At 71.9% G+C, this 19,487-nt stretch carries 17 protein-coding genes; 8 read left to right on the top strand and 9 right to left on the bottom strand.

Features of this window, described 5'->3' with window-relative positions; genetic code table 11:
• Positions 1–101 precede the first annotated feature (101 nt).
• A complete protein-coding gene (locus AB0I43_RS03575) occupies positions 102–1,643 on the top strand; it encodes an AMP-binding protein (RefSeq protein ID WP_356972954.1) in 1,542 nt (513 codons plus the stop codon).
• A 104-nt stretch (positions 1,644–1,747) separates the two neighbouring features.
• Here AB0I43_RS03575 and AB0I43_RS03570 read toward each other — a convergent pair whose 3' ends face one another.
• The 3 genes from AB0I43_RS03570 to AB0I43_RS03560 are packed head-to-tail and all read right to left on the bottom strand — an operon-like array spanning position 1,748 to position 4,958.
• Positions 1,748–2,515, bottom strand: a complete 768-nt coding sequence (locus AB0I43_RS03570) for an enoyl-CoA hydratase-related protein (RefSeq protein WP_356972953.1) — start codon at positions 2,513–2,515, stop codon at positions 1,748–1,750.
• A complete protein-coding gene (locus tag AB0I43_RS03565) occupies positions 2,515–3,786 on the bottom strand; it encodes an acetyl-CoA hydrolase/transferase C-terminal domain-containing protein (RefSeq protein WP_356972952.1) in 1,272 nt (423 codons plus the stop codon). The genes AB0I43_RS03570 and AB0I43_RS03565 overlap by 1 nt, the downstream gene beginning before the upstream one ends.
• Positions 3,783–4,958, bottom strand: coding sequence for a CoA transferase (locus tag AB0I43_RS03560; RefSeq protein ID WP_356972951.1), 1,176 nt, complete (start codon positions 4,956–4,958; stop codon positions 3,783–3,785). Before AB0I43_RS03560 ends, AB0I43_RS03565 begins: the two co-directional genes overlap by 4 nt.
• A gap of 88 nt (positions 4,959–5,046) precedes the next feature.
• Between AB0I43_RS03560 and AB0I43_RS03555 the strand changes: the two genes are divergently transcribed.
• Genes AB0I43_RS03555 through AB0I43_RS03530 form a run of 6 tightly spaced genes read left to right on the top strand, consistent with a single transcriptional unit; the run spans position 5,047 to position 12,467 of the window.
• On the top strand, positions 5,047–6,582 hold the full coding sequence (locus tag AB0I43_RS03555) for a class I adenylate-forming enzyme family protein (RefSeq protein ID WP_356972949.1): 1,536 nt from the start codon (positions 5,047–5,049) through the stop codon (positions 6,580–6,582).
• Complete coding sequence (locus AB0I43_RS03550; RefSeq protein WP_356972948.1) at positions 6,579–7,337, top strand: SDR family oxidoreductase; 759 nt, start codon at positions 6,579–6,581, stop codon at positions 7,335–7,337. The genes AB0I43_RS03555 and AB0I43_RS03550 overlap by 4 nt, the downstream gene beginning before the upstream one ends.
• Positions 7,338–7,375: 38 nt before the next feature.
• Complete coding sequence (locus AB0I43_RS03545; RefSeq protein WP_356972947.1) at positions 7,376–8,359, top strand: MDR family oxidoreductase; 984 nt, start codon at positions 7,376–7,378, stop codon at positions 8,357–8,359.
• Positions 8,360–8,371: 12 nt separating this feature from the next.
• A complete protein-coding gene (locus AB0I43_RS03540) occupies positions 8,372–9,553 on the top strand; it encodes a MaoC family dehydratase N-terminal domain-containing protein (protein WP_356972946.1) in 1,182 nt (393 codons plus the stop codon).
• Between the two features lie 30 nt (positions 9,554–9,583).
• A complete protein-coding gene (locus AB0I43_RS03535; protein ID WP_356972945.1) occupies positions 9,584–11,254 on the top strand; it encodes an AMP-binding protein in 1,671 nt (556 codons plus the stop codon).
• A 37-nt stretch (positions 11,255–11,291) separates the two neighbouring features.
• Complete coding sequence (locus tag AB0I43_RS03530) at positions 11,292–12,467, top strand: amidohydrolase family protein (RefSeq protein WP_356972943.1); 1,176 nt, start codon at positions 11,292–11,294, stop codon at positions 12,465–12,467.
• A 43-nt stretch (positions 12,468–12,510) separates the two neighbouring features.
• Here AB0I43_RS03530 and AB0I43_RS03525 read toward each other — a convergent pair whose 3' ends face one another.
• From AB0I43_RS03525 to AB0I43_RS03500, 6 genes are read right to left on the bottom strand one after another with little or no spacing between them, the layout of a single operon-like run.
• Complete coding sequence (locus AB0I43_RS03525) at positions 12,511–13,032, bottom strand: hypothetical protein (protein WP_356972942.1); 522 nt, start codon at positions 13,030–13,032, stop codon at positions 12,511–12,513.
• Positions 13,013–14,152, bottom strand: a complete 1,140-nt coding sequence (locus AB0I43_RS03520; RefSeq protein ID WP_356972941.1) for an acyl-CoA dehydrogenase family protein — start codon at positions 14,150–14,152, stop codon at positions 13,013–13,015. Before AB0I43_RS03520 ends, AB0I43_RS03525 begins: the two co-directional genes overlap by 20 nt.
• On the bottom strand, positions 14,149–15,348 hold the full coding sequence (locus tag AB0I43_RS03515) for an acyl-CoA dehydrogenase family protein (protein WP_356972939.1): 1,200 nt from the start codon (positions 15,346–15,348) through the stop codon (positions 14,149–14,151). Before AB0I43_RS03515 ends, AB0I43_RS03520 begins: the two co-directional genes overlap by 4 nt.
• Positions 15,345–16,127 carry an enoyl-CoA hydratase/isomerase family protein gene (locus tag AB0I43_RS03510; protein WP_356972937.1) on the bottom strand — a complete coding sequence of 261 codons (783 nt, stop codon included), beginning with the start codon at positions 16,125–16,127 and terminating at the stop codon, positions 15,345–15,347. Before AB0I43_RS03510 ends, AB0I43_RS03515 begins: the two co-directional genes overlap by 4 nt.
• A gap of 4 nt (positions 16,128–16,131) precedes the next feature.
• Complete coding sequence (locus AB0I43_RS03505) at positions 16,132–17,292, bottom strand: acyl-CoA dehydrogenase family protein (protein ID WP_356972935.1); 1,161 nt, start codon at positions 17,290–17,292, stop codon at positions 16,132–16,134.
• Positions 17,292–18,437 carry an acyl-CoA dehydrogenase family protein gene (locus AB0I43_RS03500; protein WP_356972933.1) on the bottom strand — a complete coding sequence of 382 codons (1,146 nt, stop codon included), beginning with the start codon at positions 18,435–18,437 and terminating at the stop codon, positions 17,292–17,294. Before AB0I43_RS03500 ends, AB0I43_RS03505 begins: the two co-directional genes overlap by 1 nt.
• A gap of 97 nt (positions 18,438–18,534) precedes the next feature.
• Here AB0I43_RS03500 and AB0I43_RS03495 point away from each other — a divergent pair, with 97 nt between their 5' ends.
• The gene (locus AB0I43_RS03495; protein WP_356972931.1) at positions 18,535–19,341 is read left to right on the top strand and encodes an FCD domain-containing protein; all 807 of its coding nucleotides are present in this window, start codon (positions 18,535–18,537) and stop codon (positions 19,339–19,341) included.
• The last annotated feature ends 146 nt before the right edge of the window (positions 19,342–19,487 follow it).

Here is a 19,487-nt window from a genome sequence, read left to right as displayed (position 1 = left end):
GCCACGATCCGCCCGGGTGAAAACCGTATTCTCATTTCGGCGTAATGCTATATTCACTCTCGATATCCCTGTTCTGCCAGCTAGTACCGCCGGAGTCACGCATGCGAACGATCCCCGCCGAACTCGTCGAGCGCTACGAGGCCGAGGGGTGGTGGACTCGCGACACCATCGGCGACATGCTGGCGCGCGGTCTCGCGGCAGCCCCGGACACCCCGTTCCGGGTGCACTCCGAGGTGCGGCCGTGGTCCGGGACATTCGGCGAGGTCGAGCGGGTGGCGCGAACCCTGGCCGCGGGGTTGCGCGCCCGGGGCGTGCGACCCGGCGACGTGGTGGCGTTCCAACTGCCGAATTGGATGGAGGCCGCCGCGACCTTCTGGGCGGCCTCGTTCCTGGGTGCGGTGGTGGTACCGATCGTGCACATCTACGGGCCGCGCGAGGTGGGCTACATTCTGCGGGCCGTGCGGCCGCGAGTGTTCGTCACCGCGGAACGGTTCGGCGCGTGGGAGTTCCACCCGGAGCTGTGTGCCGACGTCCCGATCGTCGGCGTGGTCGGCCGGGATTTCGACGCCTTGCTGGCCGCGGCGCCGATGAGCGGTGTGGTGCCGGTCGATCCCGGTAGCCCCGCGGTGTACGCCTTCACCTCGGGCACCACGCGGGCCCCGAAAGGCGTGGTGCACACCCACCGGACGCTGGGGTGTGAGACCCGCCAGCTGGCCGCCCACTATCCGGCCGACCTGGGCCCGCAGCTCACCGCCGCTCCCGTCGGGCATTTTATCGGCATGGTGAACGGGCTGCTGATTCCGATCCTCGACGGGATAGCGGTCGATCTCGTCGACCGCTGGGACCCGCCGCTGATCCTGGAGTTGATGCGCACCCACGGCAGCACCGTCGGCGGCGGCGTGCCGTACTACATGACCAGCCTCATCGACCATCCGTCGTTCACCCCCGAGCATCTGCGCCATCTGCGCTACGCGGGCATGGGCGGCGCGCCCGTCCCCGCGTCGGTGGCCGAGCGGCTGACGGCGCTCGGCATCACCGTCTACCGGGCCTACGGCAGTACCGAGCACCCCTCGATCACCGGATCACTGTGCACCGCACCGGAATCCAAGCGGCTCTACACCGACGGCACGAACCAGCCGGGCGTCGAGATCCGGCTCACCGCCGACGGCGAGATCCTCAGCCGGGGCCCGGACCTGTGCCTGGGCTACACCGACGACGCCCTGACCGCGGCGGCGTTCGACGCCGAGGGCTGGTACCACACCGGCGACATCGGCCACCTCGACGCCGACGGCTACCTGACCATCTCCGACCGCAAGTCCGACATGATCATTCGCGGCGGCGAGAACATCAGCGCGCTCGAGGTCGAGGAGGTGTTGCTGAGCCTGCCCGGTGTCGCCGAGGCCGCCGCGGTCGCGGCGCCCGACGAACGGCTCGGCGAGCACGTGGCGGCGGTGCTGCGCCTGCGCCCGGGCGGCGTGGCCCCGGACCTGGCGCGGTTGCGCGCCCACTTCGCGGCCTCCGGTCTGGCGAAACAGAAGTGGCCCGAGGAGATTCACGTCGTCGCGGACTTCCCGCGCACCGGCAGCGGCAAGATCCAGAAGTTCCGGGTCCGGCAGAACCTCGCCACTCCGGTGCCGCGGTGATCCGCGGGCACACCCGACGCGCGGCGCCCGACTCCAGCCCGCCGCGGCCGTAGTGCTTGCGCCACTGCGGCGCGGGAACCGCTGAGGTACGCGGTTTCGCGGCCTCAACGCCCCCGCCACCGCGGCGCGCGTTTCTCGGCGAAAGCGCGCGGTCCCTCCTGCGCGTCCTCGCTCCGGTAGCAGGGTTCGGCGACGGTTCGGGCGGCGTGCAGGGCGGCGGATCTGCCCATCTCCGTGGCGAGCATGACGGTGTCGCGGGCCGCTCGCACCGACAGCGGTGCCCCGTCGAGGATTTCGCGCGCCAGGGCCACGGCGGTGTCGAGCAGTCGCGCGGGTTCGGCGAGGCGATTGACCAGCCCGATCTCGTAGGCACGCTGAGCAGTGACGGGTTGGCCGGTGAGCAGCAGTTCCATCATGACGCGCTGCGGGATCATGTGGATCAGCGGCGCCGCCCAGGGCGAACTGCGGCCCACCCGCACCTCGGTGATCGCGAACCGCGCCGTCGTGCTGGCCACGCACAGATCGCAGGCCTGGGCGATCATCCAGCCGCCGGCGTAGGCGACGCCGTTCACGGCGGCGATCGTCGGTTTGCTCAGTTCGACGGTGTCGTAGGGCAGCGGGAACAGGGCGCGCGGCGGCACCGCCATCGCGGTGTCGACCATCTCCCGCAGATCGCCGCCCGCGCAGAACGCCTGCTCGCCCGCGCCGGTGAGGATGGCCACGCGCAAGCGGGGATCGTGTTCGAAGCGGTCCCACGCGGCGTAGAGCCCCTCGCGCACCTCCCGATCGAGACAGTTGTGCCGCTGCGGGCGATTCAGGGTGAGCACGGCGATGCCGTCGGGCCGCGCGTCGAACAGCACCGCGTCGTTCATCAGTATCCTCTCGCCGCGATGGCGTGGGCGGCCCGCGCCAGGTCTTCCCGGAAGCCGGGGTGGGCGATGGCCACCAGCCGGCGGGCGCGTTCGGCCAGGCTCTGTCCCCGCAGCTCGGCGGCCCCGTACTCGGTGACGATCACGTCCACTTCGCTGCGGGCGGTAGTCACCGGCCCCGCCAGCGCGGCGGTGATCCGGCTCACCGCACCGTTCTTCGCGGTGGCCGGCAGCACGATCAGCGCGTGACCGCCCGACGCGCGCAGTCCGCCGCGCACGAAATCCACCTGCCCGCCGGTGCCGCCGAGATAGGCGCTGCCGCTCTGCTCGGCGTTGACCTGACCGCCGAGATCGACCTCGAGCGCGGAGTTGATCGTCACCAGCCCTGCCAGGGACGCGAGCACGCCGGGGTCGTGGGTGTAGGAGGCAGGGCACATTCGCAGGCCGGGATTGCGGTGCGCGAATCGGTAGAGCCGCTGGGTTCCGATCAGCGCGCCGGTCACCGATACGCCCCGGTCGCGGGTCTTGCGCGCGTTGGTCACCACCCCGGCTTCGACGAGATCGACCAGACCGTCGCCGACCATGCCGGAGTGCACACCCAGATCGGCGCGGTCCAGCAGCAGCGGCAGGATCGCCTCGGGCACGGCCCCGACGCCGGTCTGCAGGACCGCCCCGTCACCGATGTAGTCCGCGGCGAAACGCGCGATGGCCGTGTCGGTTTCGCCGATCCGGGCGCGCGGCACCTCGACCGGCGGTCGCGAGACGCGCACCGCGACGTCGATCGCGCTCGCGGGCACGCTCGCGCCCGCCGTTCGCGGCACCTGGTCGTTGATCTCGGCGACCACGACCCGCGCCGTCGCGACGGCCGCCGGCACGTAGTCGCTGACCAGACCGCAACTGTGCTCGCCCGCCGCGTCGGCCGGAGCGACCTGCACGAAGGCGACATCGCACCGGAGGTGCCCGGACTCGATCATCGGGCCGATCCGGCTCACCGAACACGGAATCACCTGCAGCGCCTGCACTTCGGCCATGCTCCGCAGCGCACCGATCGCCCCCATGCTGGACAGCGCGAAGCCGCGCGCCGACTCCGGGGTGAACGCCCCCGAGAAGCTGGTGGCGATGAAGACGTGCAGCCCGCCGATCTGCTCGCCCTGCGCGGCGAGCGCCTCGATCAGCGTGGCGGGTTCGCCGCAGGCCTGCCCGACGACGATCCGGTCACCGGCGCGCAGGATCGCGCTCAGCTCCAGATCGGCGGGATCATCGATGATCTTCACGAGTCCCCCTGCGCTGCCGCGTCCTCGGCGCTCGGCCAGCCCCGCGCGTCCACGACGTGCGCGGTGTCCGCGCCCAGCCGGGGCGCGGGCCCGGCGACCGCGCCGGGCGTCCGGGAAAACCACGCGGGCATTCCGGGAAAGCGCACCGGCCCCTGCGGTGTCCGCACCGTCTCGAAGAACCCGACCGCCGCCAGGTGCGCGTCGTCGAACAGCTCGCCGAGCTCGCGCACCGGCGCGGCCGGGATATCGAGTGCGTGGAGCAGATCCAGCCACTGCCGGGTCGTGCGTTCGGCGAAGGTCGCTTCCAGCAGCGCGTACACGGCCTCGATCCGCCGCGCCCGCTGGGCCAGGGTCGCGAATTCCACACTGGCCCAGGCGGGGCGGACGGCCGCGACGAACGCCGACCACTGCTTGTCGTTGTAGACCAGCGCGGAGATGTACCCGTCCTTGGTCCGGTAGGGCCGCCGGTTGGGCGCGACCGCCCGCGGATACCCGGCCCCCGCGAGCGGCGGGTCGAACAGCGCGCCGTTCGCGTGCTCGACGAGCATGAACGCGGCCATCGTCTCGAACATCGCGACTTCGACCTCTTGTCCCTGCCCGGTGCGTTCGCGATCGAACAGCGCCATCACGGTGGCCCACAGCGCGGTCAGTCCCGCCACCTTGTCGGCCATGATGGTGCCGGCGTAGCCGGGCGCGCCGGTCAATCGCCGCTGCGCGTCGGCCATGCCGCATTCGGCCTGGATGGTGTCGTCGTAGGCGGTGCGGTCCGCGGCGGGGCCGCGCCGCCCGTAGCCGTAGCAGTTGGTGTAGACGATCGAAGGATTCAGCGCGGCCACCTCCGGGTAGGCGAAGCCGAGGGCGGCGATCGCGCGACCGCGCATCGAATGGATGAACACGTCCGCGTGGCCGATCAGATCCCGCAGTGCCGCAGCGCCTTCGGCGTCGCGCAGATCCAGCACCACGCTGCGTTTCCCGCGATTGACGTTGACGAACACACCCCCGAGGCCGGGCTCCGGCCCGATCGAGATGGCGCGGGTGTTGTCACCGGCGGGCGGTTCGATCTTGATCACGTCCGCGCCCATGTCGGCCATGATCTGGGTGCAGTACGGCCCCATAACCATGGCCGTCAGATCGACCACGCGCACCCCGCGCAACGGGCCTGTGTGCCTCATCTGCCTCCGCTCCACCGGATCTGGACGGTCGCCAGATTATCTGATTAATCCTTGCAAGGATAGTAAAGATACTGATATCAAGAATGGCGTGGAAAGCAGCAGAGCCGCCGGGACACCGCGGCCCGCGTCGATCGCTACGGTGCTCGACGCGGCACTCGCCGCCCGACCCGAAGCCCCTGCGGTAGAGGCGGATTCGGGCGTGTGGAGCTACGCGGAGCTGAACGAGCAGGCGCAGCGCGCGGCCGGGGCCCTGTGGTCGCTCGGCGTGCGGCCCGGCGATCGCGTCGCGGCGTGCCTGCCCAACGACCTCCCCATCGTCGCGGCTTTCTATGGCGCGCAGCGGATCGGCGCGATCTGGGCGGGCATCGGCGAGGCGCTCGCGGCGAGCGAGCAGGACGACCTGGTCGGGCGGTGCGCCCCGAAAGTCGTTCTGGGCGGGGCGAACTGCCGAATCGGGATGCCGTCGATCACCCCGGAGCACTGGTCCGCCCTGGTGCGCACCGCGACGGCGGCCCCGCGCGTACCGCAGGACGGCACCGCACCCGCCGCGATCGCCTTCACCAGCGGCACGTCGGGGCGCCCGAAAGCGGTGGTGCACAGCCAGCGCAACCTGCTGCTGCCGGGCGCGGCGCTGGTCGCCACCCGGGGCTGGGGGCCGCGACTGCGCAAAGGCGACAGCTTTCCCCTGACCATCCTCAACCTGCTGATACTGTCCACGCTGCTCACCGCACAGGCGGGCGGCTGCGCGGTGCTGACGAACCGGCGCGACGCCGACGGCGTCGCGGACTGGCTCGCCGAGCGCCGCGTCACGGTGTGGAACGGCGCGCCCGCGCAGCTCTACGACCTGGCCCGCCGCCCGCACCTGAATCCGGCGTCGCTGCACGAGGTCTGGAGCGGGGGCAGCGATACCCCCGACAGTGTGCGCACGGCGTTCACGGCCGCGCACGGGGTGCCGGTGCGCGCGACCTACGGGCTCACCGAAGCCCCGGCGGTGGTCGCCATCGACCCCGTCGGCGAGCAGTGGCGCGCCGGGGCGAGCGGGCGCGTCCTGCCGCACTACGACGTCGCCGCCTACGACGACGCCGGGATCCGGCTCCCCCCGGGCGAACTCGGCGAACTACGCCTCGGCGCGGCGAGTTCCGGACCGTGGGCACACACCTGGACCCCCGCGCCGGGTTGCTGGGAATCCGGCGGGCTGCGCCCCTTCGATCCCGGCCCCTTCCCCACCGGCGATATCGGCACCGTCAGCGCGGACGGCTGGCTGAGCGTGCTGGATCGCAAGAAGCTCGTCATCCTGCGCGGCGGAGCCAACGTGTATCCGCTCGAGGTGGAGCGGGTGATCGGCAAGCACCCCGCGATCGCGAAGGTCGCGGTCTGCCCGGCGCCCGACGAACGACTGGGGCAGCGAGTCGCGGCCTTGGTCGAAACCACGACCGTCACACCCGATTTCGAAGCCATCGCCACCGCGTGCCGCGCCGAGCTGGCCGGGTACAAGGTGCCCGAGATCTGGGCGCGCGTCGAGGCGCTCCCGGTCAACGCGATGGGCAAGGTGGAGCGCACCCGGCTGCCGGAAATGCTCACGCGGGCATCGGCCGTGCGCCTCCCGTCCGGCGGCCACCGATGAGCGGCACACCCCTGTTCGGCCTCGATGGCCGAGTCGCCCTCGTCACCGGCGCGTCCTCGGGCCTGGGCGCGGCGGTCGCGCGGGCGCTCGCCGGACTCGGCGCCCGCGTCGCGGTGGTCGCGCGCCGCGCCGACCGGCTGACGGTGCTGGCGCGGGAGATCGACGGCCTCGCCGTCCCGGCCGACCTGTCCGACCCGGCGAGCCCGACCGCGATCGTCGCGGCGGTGGCCGCCGCGCTGGGCCCGCCGGACATCCTGATCAACGCCGCCGGGAACCGTTTCTCCACCGCCCGGGCCGAAGCCGAGACCCCGCAGGAGATCCGCCGCACCGTCGAGCTGAACCTGGTGGCCCCGTTCCTGCTGGCGCAGCAGGTTTTTCCGCATATGCGCGGCGCCGGCGGCGCGATCGTCAACGTGTCCTCGATCTCCGGGCGGGTCGGCGTCCCCGGCATTCCGCAAGCCTCCTATGCCGCCAGCAAGGCCGGACTGTCGGGGCTGACCGCGGAGCTGGCGGTGCAGTGGGCGCGGTACTCGATCCGGGTCAACACCGTGGCACCGGGCTTCTTCCGCAGCGAGATCACCGACAGCCTCTACGACAGCGCCCGCGGCGGCGAGTACCTGCGCCGCAACACCCCCTTGCCCCGAGCGGGCACCGCCGAGGACATGGTCGGGGCGATCGTCTGGCTCGCCGGCGCCGCCGCGAGCTATGTGACCGGCCAGACCATCGTCGTCGACGGCGGCTGGACCGCCCGCTGACCGCCCGGCACCCGGGCCACCAGGAAGGAATTCCGCCCATGTTCTCCGCACTGCTGATCGAGAAAAACGAAGCCGGGCAGACGGTTTCGCATACCCGCGTGGACGAGGAGCGACTGCCCGCGGGCACGGTCACCCTCGAGGTCGAGTATTCCTCGCTCAATTACAAGGACGCCCTGGCCATCACCGGCGCCTCGCCGATCGCCCGGACCTTCCCGATGATTCCCGGCATCGACCTGGCGGGAATCGTCACCGCGAGCACGCACGCCGACTGGTCGCCCGGCGACCGCGCGGTGCTCAACGGCTGGGGCGTCGGCGAAAGCCACTGGGGCGGACTGGCGCAACGCGCCCGCCTCGACGGCGACTGGCTGGTGCCGCTGCCCGCCGCGTTCACCACCCGCCAGGCGATGGCGCTGGGCACCGCCGGGTACACCGCCGCCCTGTGCGTGCACGCCTTGCTGCGGCACGGGGTGCGCCCGGATCAGGGCGAGGTGCTCGTCACCGGGGCGACCGGCGGCGTGGGCAGCGTCGCCGTCGCCCTGCTGGCCGCCGCCGGATTCACGGTCGCCGCCGCCACCGGCAAGACCGGCGAAACCGGCTACCTGAGGGGGCTCGGGGCCGCCACGGTCCTGGATCGCGCCGAACTCGCCGAGCGCGGCAAACCACTCCAGCGGGAACGCTGGGCCGGGGTCGTCGAGGCCGCGGGCAGCCACACCCTGGCCAATGCCTGCGCCCAGACCCGCTACGACGGCGTGGTCGCCGCGTGCGGGCTGGCCCAGGGCATGGATTTCCCGGGCACCGTCGCCCCGTTCATCCTGCGCGGCGTGACGCTGCGCGGCATCGACAGCGTGCGGGCGCCCGCCCCGGCCCGCGCCGCGGCCTGGGCCCGGCTGGCCGCCGATCTGAAACCCGATGCGCTGGCCTCGATCACGCAGGAGATCGGCTTGTCCGAGGCGATCGCGGGCGCGCACCGGCTCATGGACGGCACGGTGCGCGGCCGCATCGTCGTCGACGTCAATCGATAACCAGGAGACACAGTGAGCAACAAGACCGTCGAACTCGACCTGTCCGACGTCGCGCCCCGGGTGGGTCAGCCGGTCGGCGGCGGGCAGCTCTGGGAACCGTGCAGTGCCTCCGACATCCGGCGCTGGGCCATGGCGATGGACTACCCGAACCCGCTGCACTGGGATCAGCGCTTCGCCCGGGAGTCCCGCTACGGCGGGCTGATCGCCCCGCAGTCCATGGCCGTCGCGCTGGACTACGGGCACGGCTGCGCCCCCGCCTGCGTCGGCCGGATACCGGGCAGCCACCTGATCTTCGCCGGTGAGGAGTGGTGGTTCTACGGCGCGCCGGTGCGGCCGGGCGATCAGCTGTTCCAGGAGCGCCGTTTCCACGACTACAAGGTGGCGGACACGAAATTCGCCGGGCCCACGCTGTTCTCGCGCGGCGACACCACCCACCGCAATCAGCACGGCGTGCTGGTGGCCCGCGAACGATCGACGACCATCCGCTATCTCGCCCGGGAGGCCCGCGAGCGCGGCATGTACGACAAGCAGGCCGGCGCGCCGAAGCGGTGGTCGGCGGCCGAACTCGACGCGGTGGCGGCCCTGCGCACCGAATGGCTGATGTCCAACCGGCTGGGCGTCTCCCCGCGCTTCGAGGAGGTGCGGGTCGGCCAGACACTGCCGCGCCGCGTGATCGGCCCGCACAGCATCGCCAGCTTCACCACCGAGTACCGGGCCTTCCTGTTCAACATCTGGGGCACCTTCGACTGGGTCACCCCGCCGGGCGTCGAGGACCCCTGGGTGTATCAGGATCCGGGCTGGATCGAGGGCTTCGCCTTCGACGAGGAGGGCGCGAAGATCGATCCGCGCAAGCGCGACGGTCTCTACGTCGGCCCCTCGCGCGGGCACACCGACAACGAGAAGGCCGACGAGGTCGGCATGGGCCGCGCCTACGGCTACGGCGCGACCATGGGCGCGTGGTGCACCGACTACCTGGCCTACTGGGCGGGCACCGAAGGCCTGGTGCGGCACATCAAATCCGATTTCCGGCTGCCCTCCTTCGAAGGCGACGTGACCTACTTCGACGCCGAGGTCACCGGGAAACAGCCGCAGTCGAGCTGGGGCGTGCCCGTGGTCGAGGTGACGCTGCGCCTCACCGATCAGAACGGCGGCGTGCTGGTGGATTCCACCGCCGAGGTCGAGTTGCCGCGCTAGCGGCCCGCAACGAACACAGAGGCAGCACAGATGGATTCGATCCTTTCCGGACCCTCGCTGGAGTCCGAGCCCGGCCTGGGCGCCCTGACCCTGCCGGGCTTCCTGCGGGAGGTGAGCGAGCGCTTCGCCGACCGCGAAGCGCTGGTGGCCCGCACCGGCGCGGAGATCACCCGGTGGAGCTACACCGACCTGTGGGACCGGTCGGTCGAGGTCGCCCGCGCACTGCACGCGCTCGGACTCGGCAAGGACGGCCGGGTCGGCGTGCTGATGACCAACCGGCCGGAGTGGATCTCGGCGGTCTTCGGCACCGCGCTGGCCGGCGGGGTCGCGGTCACCCTCAGCACCTTCGCCACCCCCGCCGAACTCGATCAGCTGCTGCGGGCTTCCGGAGTATCGGTGCTGCTGTTCGAGAAGCACGTACTGACAAGGGATTTCGCGCAGGTACTGGCCGAGCTCGAACCAGCGCTCGGCACCGCCGCCCCGGGCGCGCTGCGCTCGCCGCGCTACCCGTTCCTGCGCCACCTCGCGGCCGTCGGCCCCGACGCGGGCCCGGCGGTGGACACGTGGCCGGAGTTCCTGGCGCGCGGTCGCGGCGAATCGCACGAGTCGATCGCGGCGACCGCCGCCGGCGTGCGCCCGAGCGATCCCGCGGTGCTGTTCTTCTCCTCCGGCTCGACCAGTACCCCGAAGGGCATTCTCAGCGCGCATCGCGGGGTGGCCATCCAGCTGTGGCGCTTCCGGCGCATGTACGGTTTCACCCCGCGGGACCGGGTGCGCGGCTGGTCGGCCAACGGCTTCTTCTGGTCCGGCAACTTCGCGCTGGCCCTGGGCGCGACGCTGGCCAGCGGTGGCTCGCTGGTGCTGCAACCCACCTTCGAGCCCGCCGCCGCGCTGGCCCTGATGCAGGCCGAGCGGGTGAACTTTCCGTTCGCCTGGCCGCACCAGTGGGAACAGCTCGCGGCCGCGCCCGGCTGGGACAGCGCCGACCTGAGCAGCATGCGCTTCGTCGACGCCCGCAGTCCGTTCGCGCGGCACCCGACCGTCACCTCGCACTGGACCGAACCGAACCACGCCTACGGCAACACCGAGACCTTCACCATCACCACCTCCTATCCCGCCGACACCCCCGAGGACGTGCACGCGGGCAGCAACGGCGTGCCGCTGCCCGGCGTCACGATCAAGATCGCCGATCCGATCACCGGCGCGGTGCCGCCGCGCGGCGAGAGCGGCGAGATCTGCGTCAAGTCACCGACACTCATGCTCGGCTACCTCGGCGTCCCGCGCGAGGAGACCTTCGATCCCGACGGGTTCTTCCGCACGGGCGACGGCGGCTACCTCGACGCGGCCGGACGCCTGTTCTGGGTCGGGCGCCTGACCGACATCATCAAGACCGGCGGCGCGAACGTCTCCCCGGTGGAGGTCGACGAGGCGCTGGCCGCCTATCCGGGCGTGAAACTCGCGCGCACCGTCGGCGTGCCGCACGACACGCTCGGCGAGGTGGTCGTGGCCTGCGTGGTCGCCCACGACGGCGTGACGCTGGACGAGGACCGGATCCGCGCCTTCCTGCGCGAACGGCTGGCCAGCTACAAGGTGCCCCGGCACGTGTTGCCGTTCGACGAGCGCGATTTCGCGCTCACCGGCAACGCCAAGATCAAAGCCGGCGAACTGCGCGCCCTGGCCGCACAGCGGCTGACCTCCTGAGCACGCATCCCTTCCCGACCCCGACAAGGAGAATCCCATGGCCAAGCGCGACCTGCCGTATCCGCTCTTCGACGCCGACAACCACCTCTACGAGACCCGCGAGGCGCTGACCAGGTTCCTGCCCGACCGATACCGCGACGCCATCAAATACGTCGAGGTCGACGGCCGCACCAAGATCGCGATTCGCGGGCAGATCAGCAACTACATCCCCAATCCCACCTTCGACGTGGTGGCCCGGCCGGGCGCGATGGAGGACTACTTCAAGCACGGCAACCCCGACGGCAAGAGCATGCGCGACATCTTCGGCAAACCGATCCCGTCCGCGCCGGCGTTCCGCGAACCCGCGCCGCGCCTGGAACTCATGGACAAGTTGCAGATCGACCGGGCCCTGATGTTCCCGACCCTGGCCAGCCTCATCGAGGAACGCATGAAGGACGATCCGCAGCTGATCCACGCCGTCGTGCACTCGCTCAATCAGTGGCTGCACGAAACCTGGTCGTTCAACTACGCCGATCGCATCTTCACCGTGCCGGTGATCAGCCTGCCGATCGTGGAGCGGGCGATCGAGGAACTGGAGTGGGTGGTCGAGCGCGGCGCGCGGGCCATTCTGGTCCGCCCGGCGCCGGTGCCCGGCCTGTACGGTCCGCGCTCGTTCGCGGTGCCGGAGTTCGATCCGTTCTGGCGGCGGGTGGTCGAACTGGACGTGCTGGTCACCATGCACTCCTCGGACAGCGGCTACGCCCGCCACGCCTCGGAGTGGGACGGCGGCTCGCGCGAGATGCTGCCCTTCCAGATCAACACCTTCAAGATGATCAACGAATGGCAGCCGATTCGCGACGCGATGGCCTCCTGGGTCTGCCACGGCGCGCTGTTCCGGTTCCCGGAGTTGAAGATCGCCGTCATCGAGAACGGCGCCGCCTGGCTGCCCGGGCTGCTGGACAGTCTGGCGACGGTGTACAAGAAAGCCCCGCAGGGCTTTCCGGGCGATCCCGTCGAAGCGATCAAGAAGATCCACGTCAGCCCGTTCTGGGAGGAGGATCTGGTGGAGCTGTCGCGCGTCATCGGCGCCGACCACGTGCTGTTCGGCTCGGACTATCCGCATCCGGAGGGCCTGGCCGAACCGGCCCGGTACGTCGACGAGATCAAGGATCTGCCGTTGGCGGATCAGCGGCTGATCATGGGCGGCAATCTCGCCCGGCTGCTGAACCTCTGAGCGGCGGCGCGAGCGGCCGGGCTCCGGACGGCCGCTCGCCCGGTCAGCGCGCGCCGACGCGGCGCAGCCGGCGTCCCGGCGACTCGCCGCAGTAGAACGACTCCACCGGGGCGATCGGGGTGTCCGGCAGCGCCACCGCGGCCCAGGCCCGCGCTTTGAACGCCCGTGCGGCGTAACTCAATCGGTGCTCGACCACGCGCAGGCGGCCGTCCAGCTCCGCGGGCCGGGTGCGGCCCCAGACGGTGATCTCCATCGGCGCGCGGGCCAGTTGCCCGAGCACCCCCGAGCGCACCCGCTCGTCGGAGTCGTACAGCGCGCCCGCCACCGCGATCGCCTGCGGCGCGAGGTCGTGCAGGGCCGCGTCCGGGCTCAGCTCCGGATCCAGGAGCCGGGCCCCGAGGATGCGCAGCGGCCGCGGATCGGCCGGTGTGGTGAGGACGGTGACGTCCCAGCCCGCCATGGCGCGGTCGCACACCCAGCCGCCGGCGCAGCGGACCGCGTCGAGCGCGCTGGGGGCCAGCACGGCCATCCGATAGCGCCGTTGCCTACTCGGCTGTGCTGTCATCGCTGGACATCCTTGTCGCTGTGGGCAATCGGTAACGGGCGGCGAGGCGGCGGCGGTGCGCGGCCGGGGAGCCGTAGAGGGCGCGGTCGAGGGTGGCGCGCTCGAGGTAGCGGTGCAGGCCGCTGTCCCAGGTGTAGCCGTAGCCGCCGTGCAACTGCATCGCCTTGCCCGCGATCTCGACCGCGGCGGCGCAGGCGTGGGATTTGGCCATGGCCACCGCGACCACGGCGTCGGGGGCCTGGGCGGCGACCGCGTGGACCGCCGCGTCGACCAGATGCCGGGACACCGTGAGGCGCACCAGCATGTCGGCGCAGGCGTGCTTCACCGCCTGGAACGAGCCGATGGGGCGGCCGAATTGCCGCCGGGCGCCGGCGTAGGCGACGGTGGCGTCGAGCATGGCCTCGCTCAGGCCGAGACTGTCGCAGGCGATAGCGGCGGCGGCGCGATCGTGCAGGCGCCGCAGGGCCGCGACCGGGTCACCGGCGAAGCGCCGGATCGCCTCGGGTGCGACGGTGAGCTCGTCGGCGGCCACCGTGCCGAAGGCGCGGGTGCGGTCCAGCAAGGGCTGGGCGGCACGGGTGAGCCCGGCGGTGCGCGCGGAGAGCGCCACCACCACCGGAGGTCCACCGTCCTCGGTCGCGACCAGCAGGAACTCGTCGGCGACCGGCGCGTCGAGCACGAATCGCGCACTGCCGGACAGCACCCACCGGGTTCCGCGCCGCCCCAGGCGGAACGGCGCGCCGGGTGGTCCGCACGCGTCGGCGTCGGCCGTGAACGCCACCGCCACCGTCGACCGGCCCGCCGCGATCGCGGCCAGCGACTCGTCTCGCCCGGGTCCGGGTGCGAGGTGCAGGCAAGCGCCCACGGCCAGCACCGCGCCGGGATACGACCCGGTCGCCACGGCTCGGCCCCACTCCCGCGCGACGACGGCGGCCTCGGCGAACGTGGCTCCCGCACCGCCCAGTTCCTCCGGCACCTCCACCCCGAGCCAGCCCTGCCGGGCCAGCAGCCCGCGCGCGACCGGCGTCTCCGGCGCCGCACGGGACAGCACGGCGCGGGCCGTGTCACGCAATTCCGGGTGCAGTGCGGCGAATTCGGCGGCCGCCGCGGAGCCGATCATCGCCCGGCCGCCGGTTCCCGGGGCAGCCCGAGGCCGCGTTCGCCGATGATGGTGCGCTGGATCTCGCTGGTGCCGCCGGGGATCGTCCACTCCCAGGAACCGACGAAATCCAGCACCCAGGCCCCGGATTCCCAGCCGCCCGAGCGCGGTTTGCGCAGCACGCCGTGCGCTGCCACGCCCCCGAGCTCGGCCCCGAAATCGGTGAGCCGTTGCAGTAGTTCGCTGTAGTACAGCTTGACGATCGAGGCGTCGGCCGGGCCGGCGGCGCCGCGCTCGTGGCGCCGCACCAGATCACGGCACAGGGCGCGCAGGCCGGTGATCTCGGTGTCCAAGGCCGCCAGCCGGTCCAGCACGACGGGATCCTCGAGCGGCCGGCGGCCGTCCGGGCCGGGGTGCGCACACGATTCCAGCAGCCACCGGAACCCGGCATTGCCCAGGCGCTCGGCCAGTTCCAGCATGGTCAGGCCGCGTTCCGCGCCCAGCGTGCGCTGCGCGAGCTGCCATCCCGCATGCTCTGCACCGATCAGGTTCGCCGCGGGTATCCGCACCTGATCGAGAAAGATCTCGCAGAAGTGCGCTTCGCCGGTGGCCTGCCGGATCGGGCGCACGTCCAGGCCGGGCGAGCGCATGTCCAGCAGGAAGTACGAGATGCCGTGGCGCCGGGGCGCGTCCGGGTCGGTGCGGGCCAGCAGCAGACACCAGTCGGCGTACTGGGCGCCGCTGGCCCACACCTTCTGTCCGGTGACCACGTAGTCGTCGCCGGCCCGCCGGGCCGTGGTGGCCAGCGCCGCCAGATCCGATCCGGCCTCGGGTTCGGAGAAGCCCTGAACCCAGATCTCGCCGTCGAGAATCGCGGGCAGGTGCCGCGCGCGCTGGGCCTCGGTGCCGGCGGCGAGCAGGGTGGCGGCCGCGTGGTGAATCGCCACGAACGCCAGGACCAGGCGCGGCGCATCATGCGCGGCCAGCTCCTGGTACAGCACCACCTGCCGGGGAATCGAGAGGCCGCCGCCCCAGGCAGGCGGCCAGTGCGGCACCGCGTAGCCCGCGCCGCGCAAGGTCTGGAACCAATCCCGCTGGAACGCGACGAATTCGGTTTCCGGCGCTCCGGTCTGGGCGGCACGCCAGTCCCGGGGAATGTGCGCGCGACACCAGGCCCGCACCTCGGCCCGGAACTCGGCCAGGTCGTCGCCGGTCACGGCGCGGCCGTCCGCTGGTGCAGGGCCAGCAGCCGGTCCCGGTGCTCGGCCGACCGCATGGTGACCACCTCCGCGGCGAAACCGGCCTGCAGCGGACCGGCCAGCGCTTGCGAAAGATACATGTTGACCACTCGTTTCGTGCTGCGCAGCGCCTCCGCCGGCTGCGCCGCCAGCCGTTCGGCCAGGCGGTGCGCGGCGGGCAGCAGGTCCGCCGGCGGCACCGCCCTGCTGGCCAGTCCGAGCTGCACGGCGGTCGCGGCATCGATGCGATCGCCGGTGAACAGGTACTCCCGCGAGCGCAGGATCGGGGTGAGCAGCGGCCAGAACGCTGCGCCGCCGTCACCGGCGACCAATCCGACCGCGATGTGCGGATCGGCCAGGTACGCCCGCTCGGAGATCAGCGCGATATCGCTGAGCAGCGCGAGGCTGGCCCCCAATCCCACTGCCGCACCGTTGATCGCGGCGATCACCGGCAGGGGGAAGCGCAGCATCTCCTCGATGATCTGGGCGCCCTCGCGCACGCTTTCCTCCCGCGCCACCGGATCGTCGAGGAAGGAGGTGATCCAGGCCAGATCGCCGCCCGCGCTGAACGCGCGCCCGGCTCCGGTCAGGATCACCGCGCGCGCCTCGCGATCCGCGGCCAGCTGCCGCCACACCGAAGCCAGCGCCGAGTGCATGTCCGCATCGACCGCATTCAGTTCGCCGGGCCGATCCAGCACGACCACCCGGATCGGCCCCGCCGCCTCGACCCGCACCGCGTCCGGCAATTCGTAGGCCATATCGTCACGCCCCCTTCGCGTTCGCCGGTCCGGCGAACAACCCGGTGAGACCCCGCCGGCCGATCCGGCGGGTCAGGAGTTCCTCGGTGGCCGCGCTGCCGACCGGAAGCCGGCGCAACGGCAGGCTGTAGCGCGACAGCCACGACAGCGGCGACTCGTCACAGAACCCGAGCGCCCCGTGCACCTGATGCGCCACCCGGAACACGACCTCGGCGGCCTCCAGCGCCGCCACCCGCAGCGCCAGCGCGTCCTCGACCCGCTCGGGGCGCCGCTCCGCGACGGCCCACAGCGCGTATCGCGCCAGCATCTCCACCCCGCGCCGCTCCACCTCGGCGTCGGTCAGCTGGAACTGCACCCCCTGGAATTCCGCCAGCGGCTGCCCGAACTGCTCCCGCACCAGCACGTGCGCCCGCGCCAGATCCATCGCGCGATCCAGCATCCCGAGCAGCGTCCAGCACGGCAGCACCAGCCCGAGCGCCAGATCCGCGGCACCGTCCCGATCGGCTGCCCGGCCGACCGCGGCGCGCTCGCCGCGGCCTGCCTCACCGGGATGTCGTTCGGCGACAACGCCGTCGCCCCAGTCGGCTGCGCTGAGGGATGCGCGGAGCCCGGTTCCGCGCTCGCCGGGGACAGGCTCGCCGTTTCCCGTGGCGACAGAGCTGCGTCCGGCGGCATGCTCGGCCAGAACGATCCGACTGGAGGGGGTCTGTTCGATCGGGTGCCAAGTCAACGGCGCGCAGAAAGCGGTCGCCCGGGGCGGTGCGTCCGTGTGCGTCACTGTGACGTTGCCGGGTGTGCCCTCCAGTGTCACCGCGGCCCAGCGGTAGTCGAGTCCGGCCAGTGGCCCGCGCGGGGTGGAGCCCGAGATCACCACCAGGCCGTCGCCGCCGTCGGCCGGGCGGGCCAGGCGTTCGGCCACCGGGTACGGGACGGCCCAGTAGCCGGCGCTGCGGCACAGGGCGGCGGCGGCTTGGAGCTCGTGGGAGTCGCTGCGGGGTGCGAGGTCCCAGGCGCCGAGACCGGCCAGAATCGGTGCGACCAGCTCGCCGCGCCGGTGCGGGTACCGCTCGGCCTGCTGGAGCAGGGTGTCACCCCCGGCCTGGGCGAAGGCGCGGCGGGCCTGCCGGCCGAACTCGACGGCTTCGGCGCAGAGTTCCACGTCCATCAGGCGGCCGCCATCAGCGTGCGGGCCAGCAGGATTCGCTGCATTTCGATGCTGCCCGAGGCGACGGTCGACGCCTGGGCGTAGCGCCAGTGGTCGGCGACCGCGCGCTGGAAGCGGCGGCCGGGTTCGTCGTCCGGGGCGGCGGCCGCGATCTCGGCGAGGACGACGGCACTGTCCTGATCGAGCCGGGTGACCGCGATGCGGTAGGCGGCGGTGTCGCCCGGCGTGATCCGCCCCTGGCTCTGCAGCGCCAGCACCTGGTAGGCGAGCAGCCGGGCCCGCCGGCAATGGGTGAGCATGCGCGCCCACCGGCCGCGCAGTTGCGGCACCAGCCGCTCCCAGCCCGGGCCGAGCACTTCGGGCGCGCTCTGCAGCAGACGTTCGCAGCGCGCGTACCGCGCGATCCCGACCCGCTCGAGCGCGAGTACCTCGCGCACCACCCGCCAGCCGTCCCCCACCCGGCCCAGCACCTCGGCCTCGGTGACCCGGACCCCGTCGAGAAACACCTCGTTGAGATGGTGCGGCCCCAGCATCGAGCGAATGGGGCGCACCTCGATGCCGGGGCTCGACATCGGCACCAGGAAAACCGTGAGCCCCTGCTGCTTCCGGTCCGTGCGGGAGGTGCGCGCGAGCAGGAAGCACCATTGCGCGAGCTGCGCGTAGGAGGTCCAGATCTTCTGACCGGTGATCGACCAGCCGGCCCCGTCGGGCCGCGCGGCGGTGCGCAGCGAGGCCAGATCGGACCCGGAATCGGGCTCGCTGAACCCCTGGCACCAGATCACCGCACCGTGCGCGATGGGTGGCAGGTGCCGGCGCCGCTGTTCGGCGCTGCCGTGCCGCATCAGCGCCGGGCCCACCCAGTTCACGCCCATGTACTGCGCCCCGCGGGGTTCGTGGTGCGCCCACATCTCCTCGCGCACCACGGTCTGCTCCCAGATCGAGGCGCCGCGCCCGCCGAACTCCACGGGCCACGCCGCGCACAGCAATCCCCGCTCGGCCAGGACCTGGCAGAAGTGTTGCGCCACCGCCTGATCCGCCGGGTCGTCGGTGAACGCGCCGAGGAAGTCCGCGGGCACCTCGGTCGCCACGAGGTCGCGCAGTTCGCCGCGCAGGCGCGCCGCGGCTTCGCCCATCTCGAAGTCCATGCGCCGGACAGTACTTCAATCCTCATAAGGATAGCAATGTTTGAATGGTCAGCGAGCTGTGGGTAAACTCGCGAGGTCGACAAGGAAAGGGGTCTGCGTGACCAACCCCCGGCGTGGCCGGATCCCGCAACGCCGCATCGCGGAAACCGTTGCCGCGGAGCTGCGTACCCGCATCCTGTCCGGCGACGACGACTACCGCCTGCCCACCCAGGATCAGCTGGTCCAGGATTTCGGCGTCAGCTACCCCTCCATCCGCGAGGCCCTGCGCATCCTGGAGACCGAGGGCCTGGTGACGGTCCGGCGCGGCAACGTCGGCGGCGCCGAGGTGCACCGGCCGAACGAGTCGTCGGCGGCCTACCACCTGGGGCTGGCGCTCCAGGGCGCACGCGTCACCCTGGGCGATCTGGCCTCGGGCCTGCGCACGCTGGAACCCATGTGCGCCGCGGAGTGCGCCCGCCGCGAGGACCGCGCCGAGGTCGTGGTCCCGGCCCTGGAGGCCAATATCGCGGCCTGCACGGCCCTGATCGGCGAGGGCATCGAATTCACCCACACCGCACGTGAATTCCACGATCTGGTCGTGTCGTTCCACCCGAACGCCACCCTGCGCTACGTCGTGAGCAGCCTGGTGGCGCTCTGGTCCGCCCAGGAGGAAGCCTGGGCCGAGGTGCTCACCAAGCGCGGCGAGTACCCCTCGCCCGCGGACTCCGCCGAGGCCGTGCACACCCACGAGCGCATCACCGCGGCGATCGCGGCCGGTGACGCCGCCGAGGCCGAGCGCTACTACCGCAGCCACCTGGCCGCCACCCAGACCCTGGTCCTGGACCGCTTCGACAACGGCGTCGTCAACGCCTCCGCCGACGTGGTGCGCCAGGCCATGCAATCGAGCCGGGGCATGCGCATCTAGCTCGCCCGATCCGCCTGGTTCGCGAATCCTTTCGCGGGCCAGGCTTTTTCATGCCCGGATATCGAAATGTCAAGTATTGCTATCCTTATGAGGATTGTCGTACTGTGGCCCCACAAGCAGTGGCCCGCATCACGAAACGGACCGAT

This window comes from Nocardia sp. NPDC050435 (assembly GCF_040655395.1).
Lineage (GTDB): Bacteria > Actinomycetota > Actinomycetes > Mycobacteriales > Mycobacteriaceae > Nocardia.
This window is presented reverse-complemented; position numbering and strand designations above follow the sequence as displayed.

Coding starts and splice junctions, on each gene's coding strand:
- AB0I43_RS03575 (WP_356972954.1), top strand. CDS start 102: ATGCGAACGATCCCCGCCGAACTCGTCGAGCGCTACGAGGCCGAGGGG.
- AB0I43_RS03570 (WP_356972953.1), bottom strand. CDS start 2,515: ATGAACGACGCGGTGCTGTTCGACGCGCGGCCCGACGGCATCGCCGTG.
- AB0I43_RS03560 (WP_356972951.1), bottom strand. CDS start 4,958: ATGAGGCACACAGGCCCGTTGCGCGGGGTGCGCGTGGTCGATCTGACG.
- AB0I43_RS03550 (WP_356972948.1), top strand. CDS start 6,579: ATGAGCGGCACACCCCTGTTCGGCCTCGATGGCCGAGTCGCCCTCGTC.
- AB0I43_RS03545 (WP_356972947.1), top strand. CDS start 7,376: ATGTTCTCCGCACTGCTGATCGAGAAAAACGAAGCCGGGCAGACGGTT.
- AB0I43_RS03535 (WP_356972945.1), top strand. CDS start 9,584: ATGGATTCGATCCTTTCCGGACCCTCGCTGGAGTCCGAGCCCGGCCTG.
- AB0I43_RS03530 (WP_356972943.1), top strand. CDS start 11,292: ATGGCCAAGCGCGACCTGCCGTATCCGCTCTTCGACGCCGACAACCAC.
- AB0I43_RS03525 (WP_356972942.1), bottom strand. CDS start 13,032: ATGACAGCACAGCCGAGTAGGCAACGGCGCTATCGGATGGCCGTGCTG.
- AB0I43_RS03520 (WP_356972941.1), bottom strand. CDS start 14,152: ATGATCGGCTCCGCGGCGGCCGCCGAATTCGCCGCACTGCACCCGGAA.
- AB0I43_RS03510 (WP_356972937.1), bottom strand. CDS start 16,127: ATGGCCTACGAATTGCCGGACGCGGTGCGGGTCGAGGCGGCGGGGCCG.
- AB0I43_RS03505 (WP_356972935.1), bottom strand. CDS start 17,292: ATGGACGTGGAACTCTGCGCCGAAGCCGTCGAGTTCGGCCGGCAGGCC.
- AB0I43_RS03500 (WP_356972933.1), bottom strand. CDS start 18,437: ATGGACTTCGAGATGGGCGAAGCCGCGGCGCGCCTGCGCGGCGAACTG.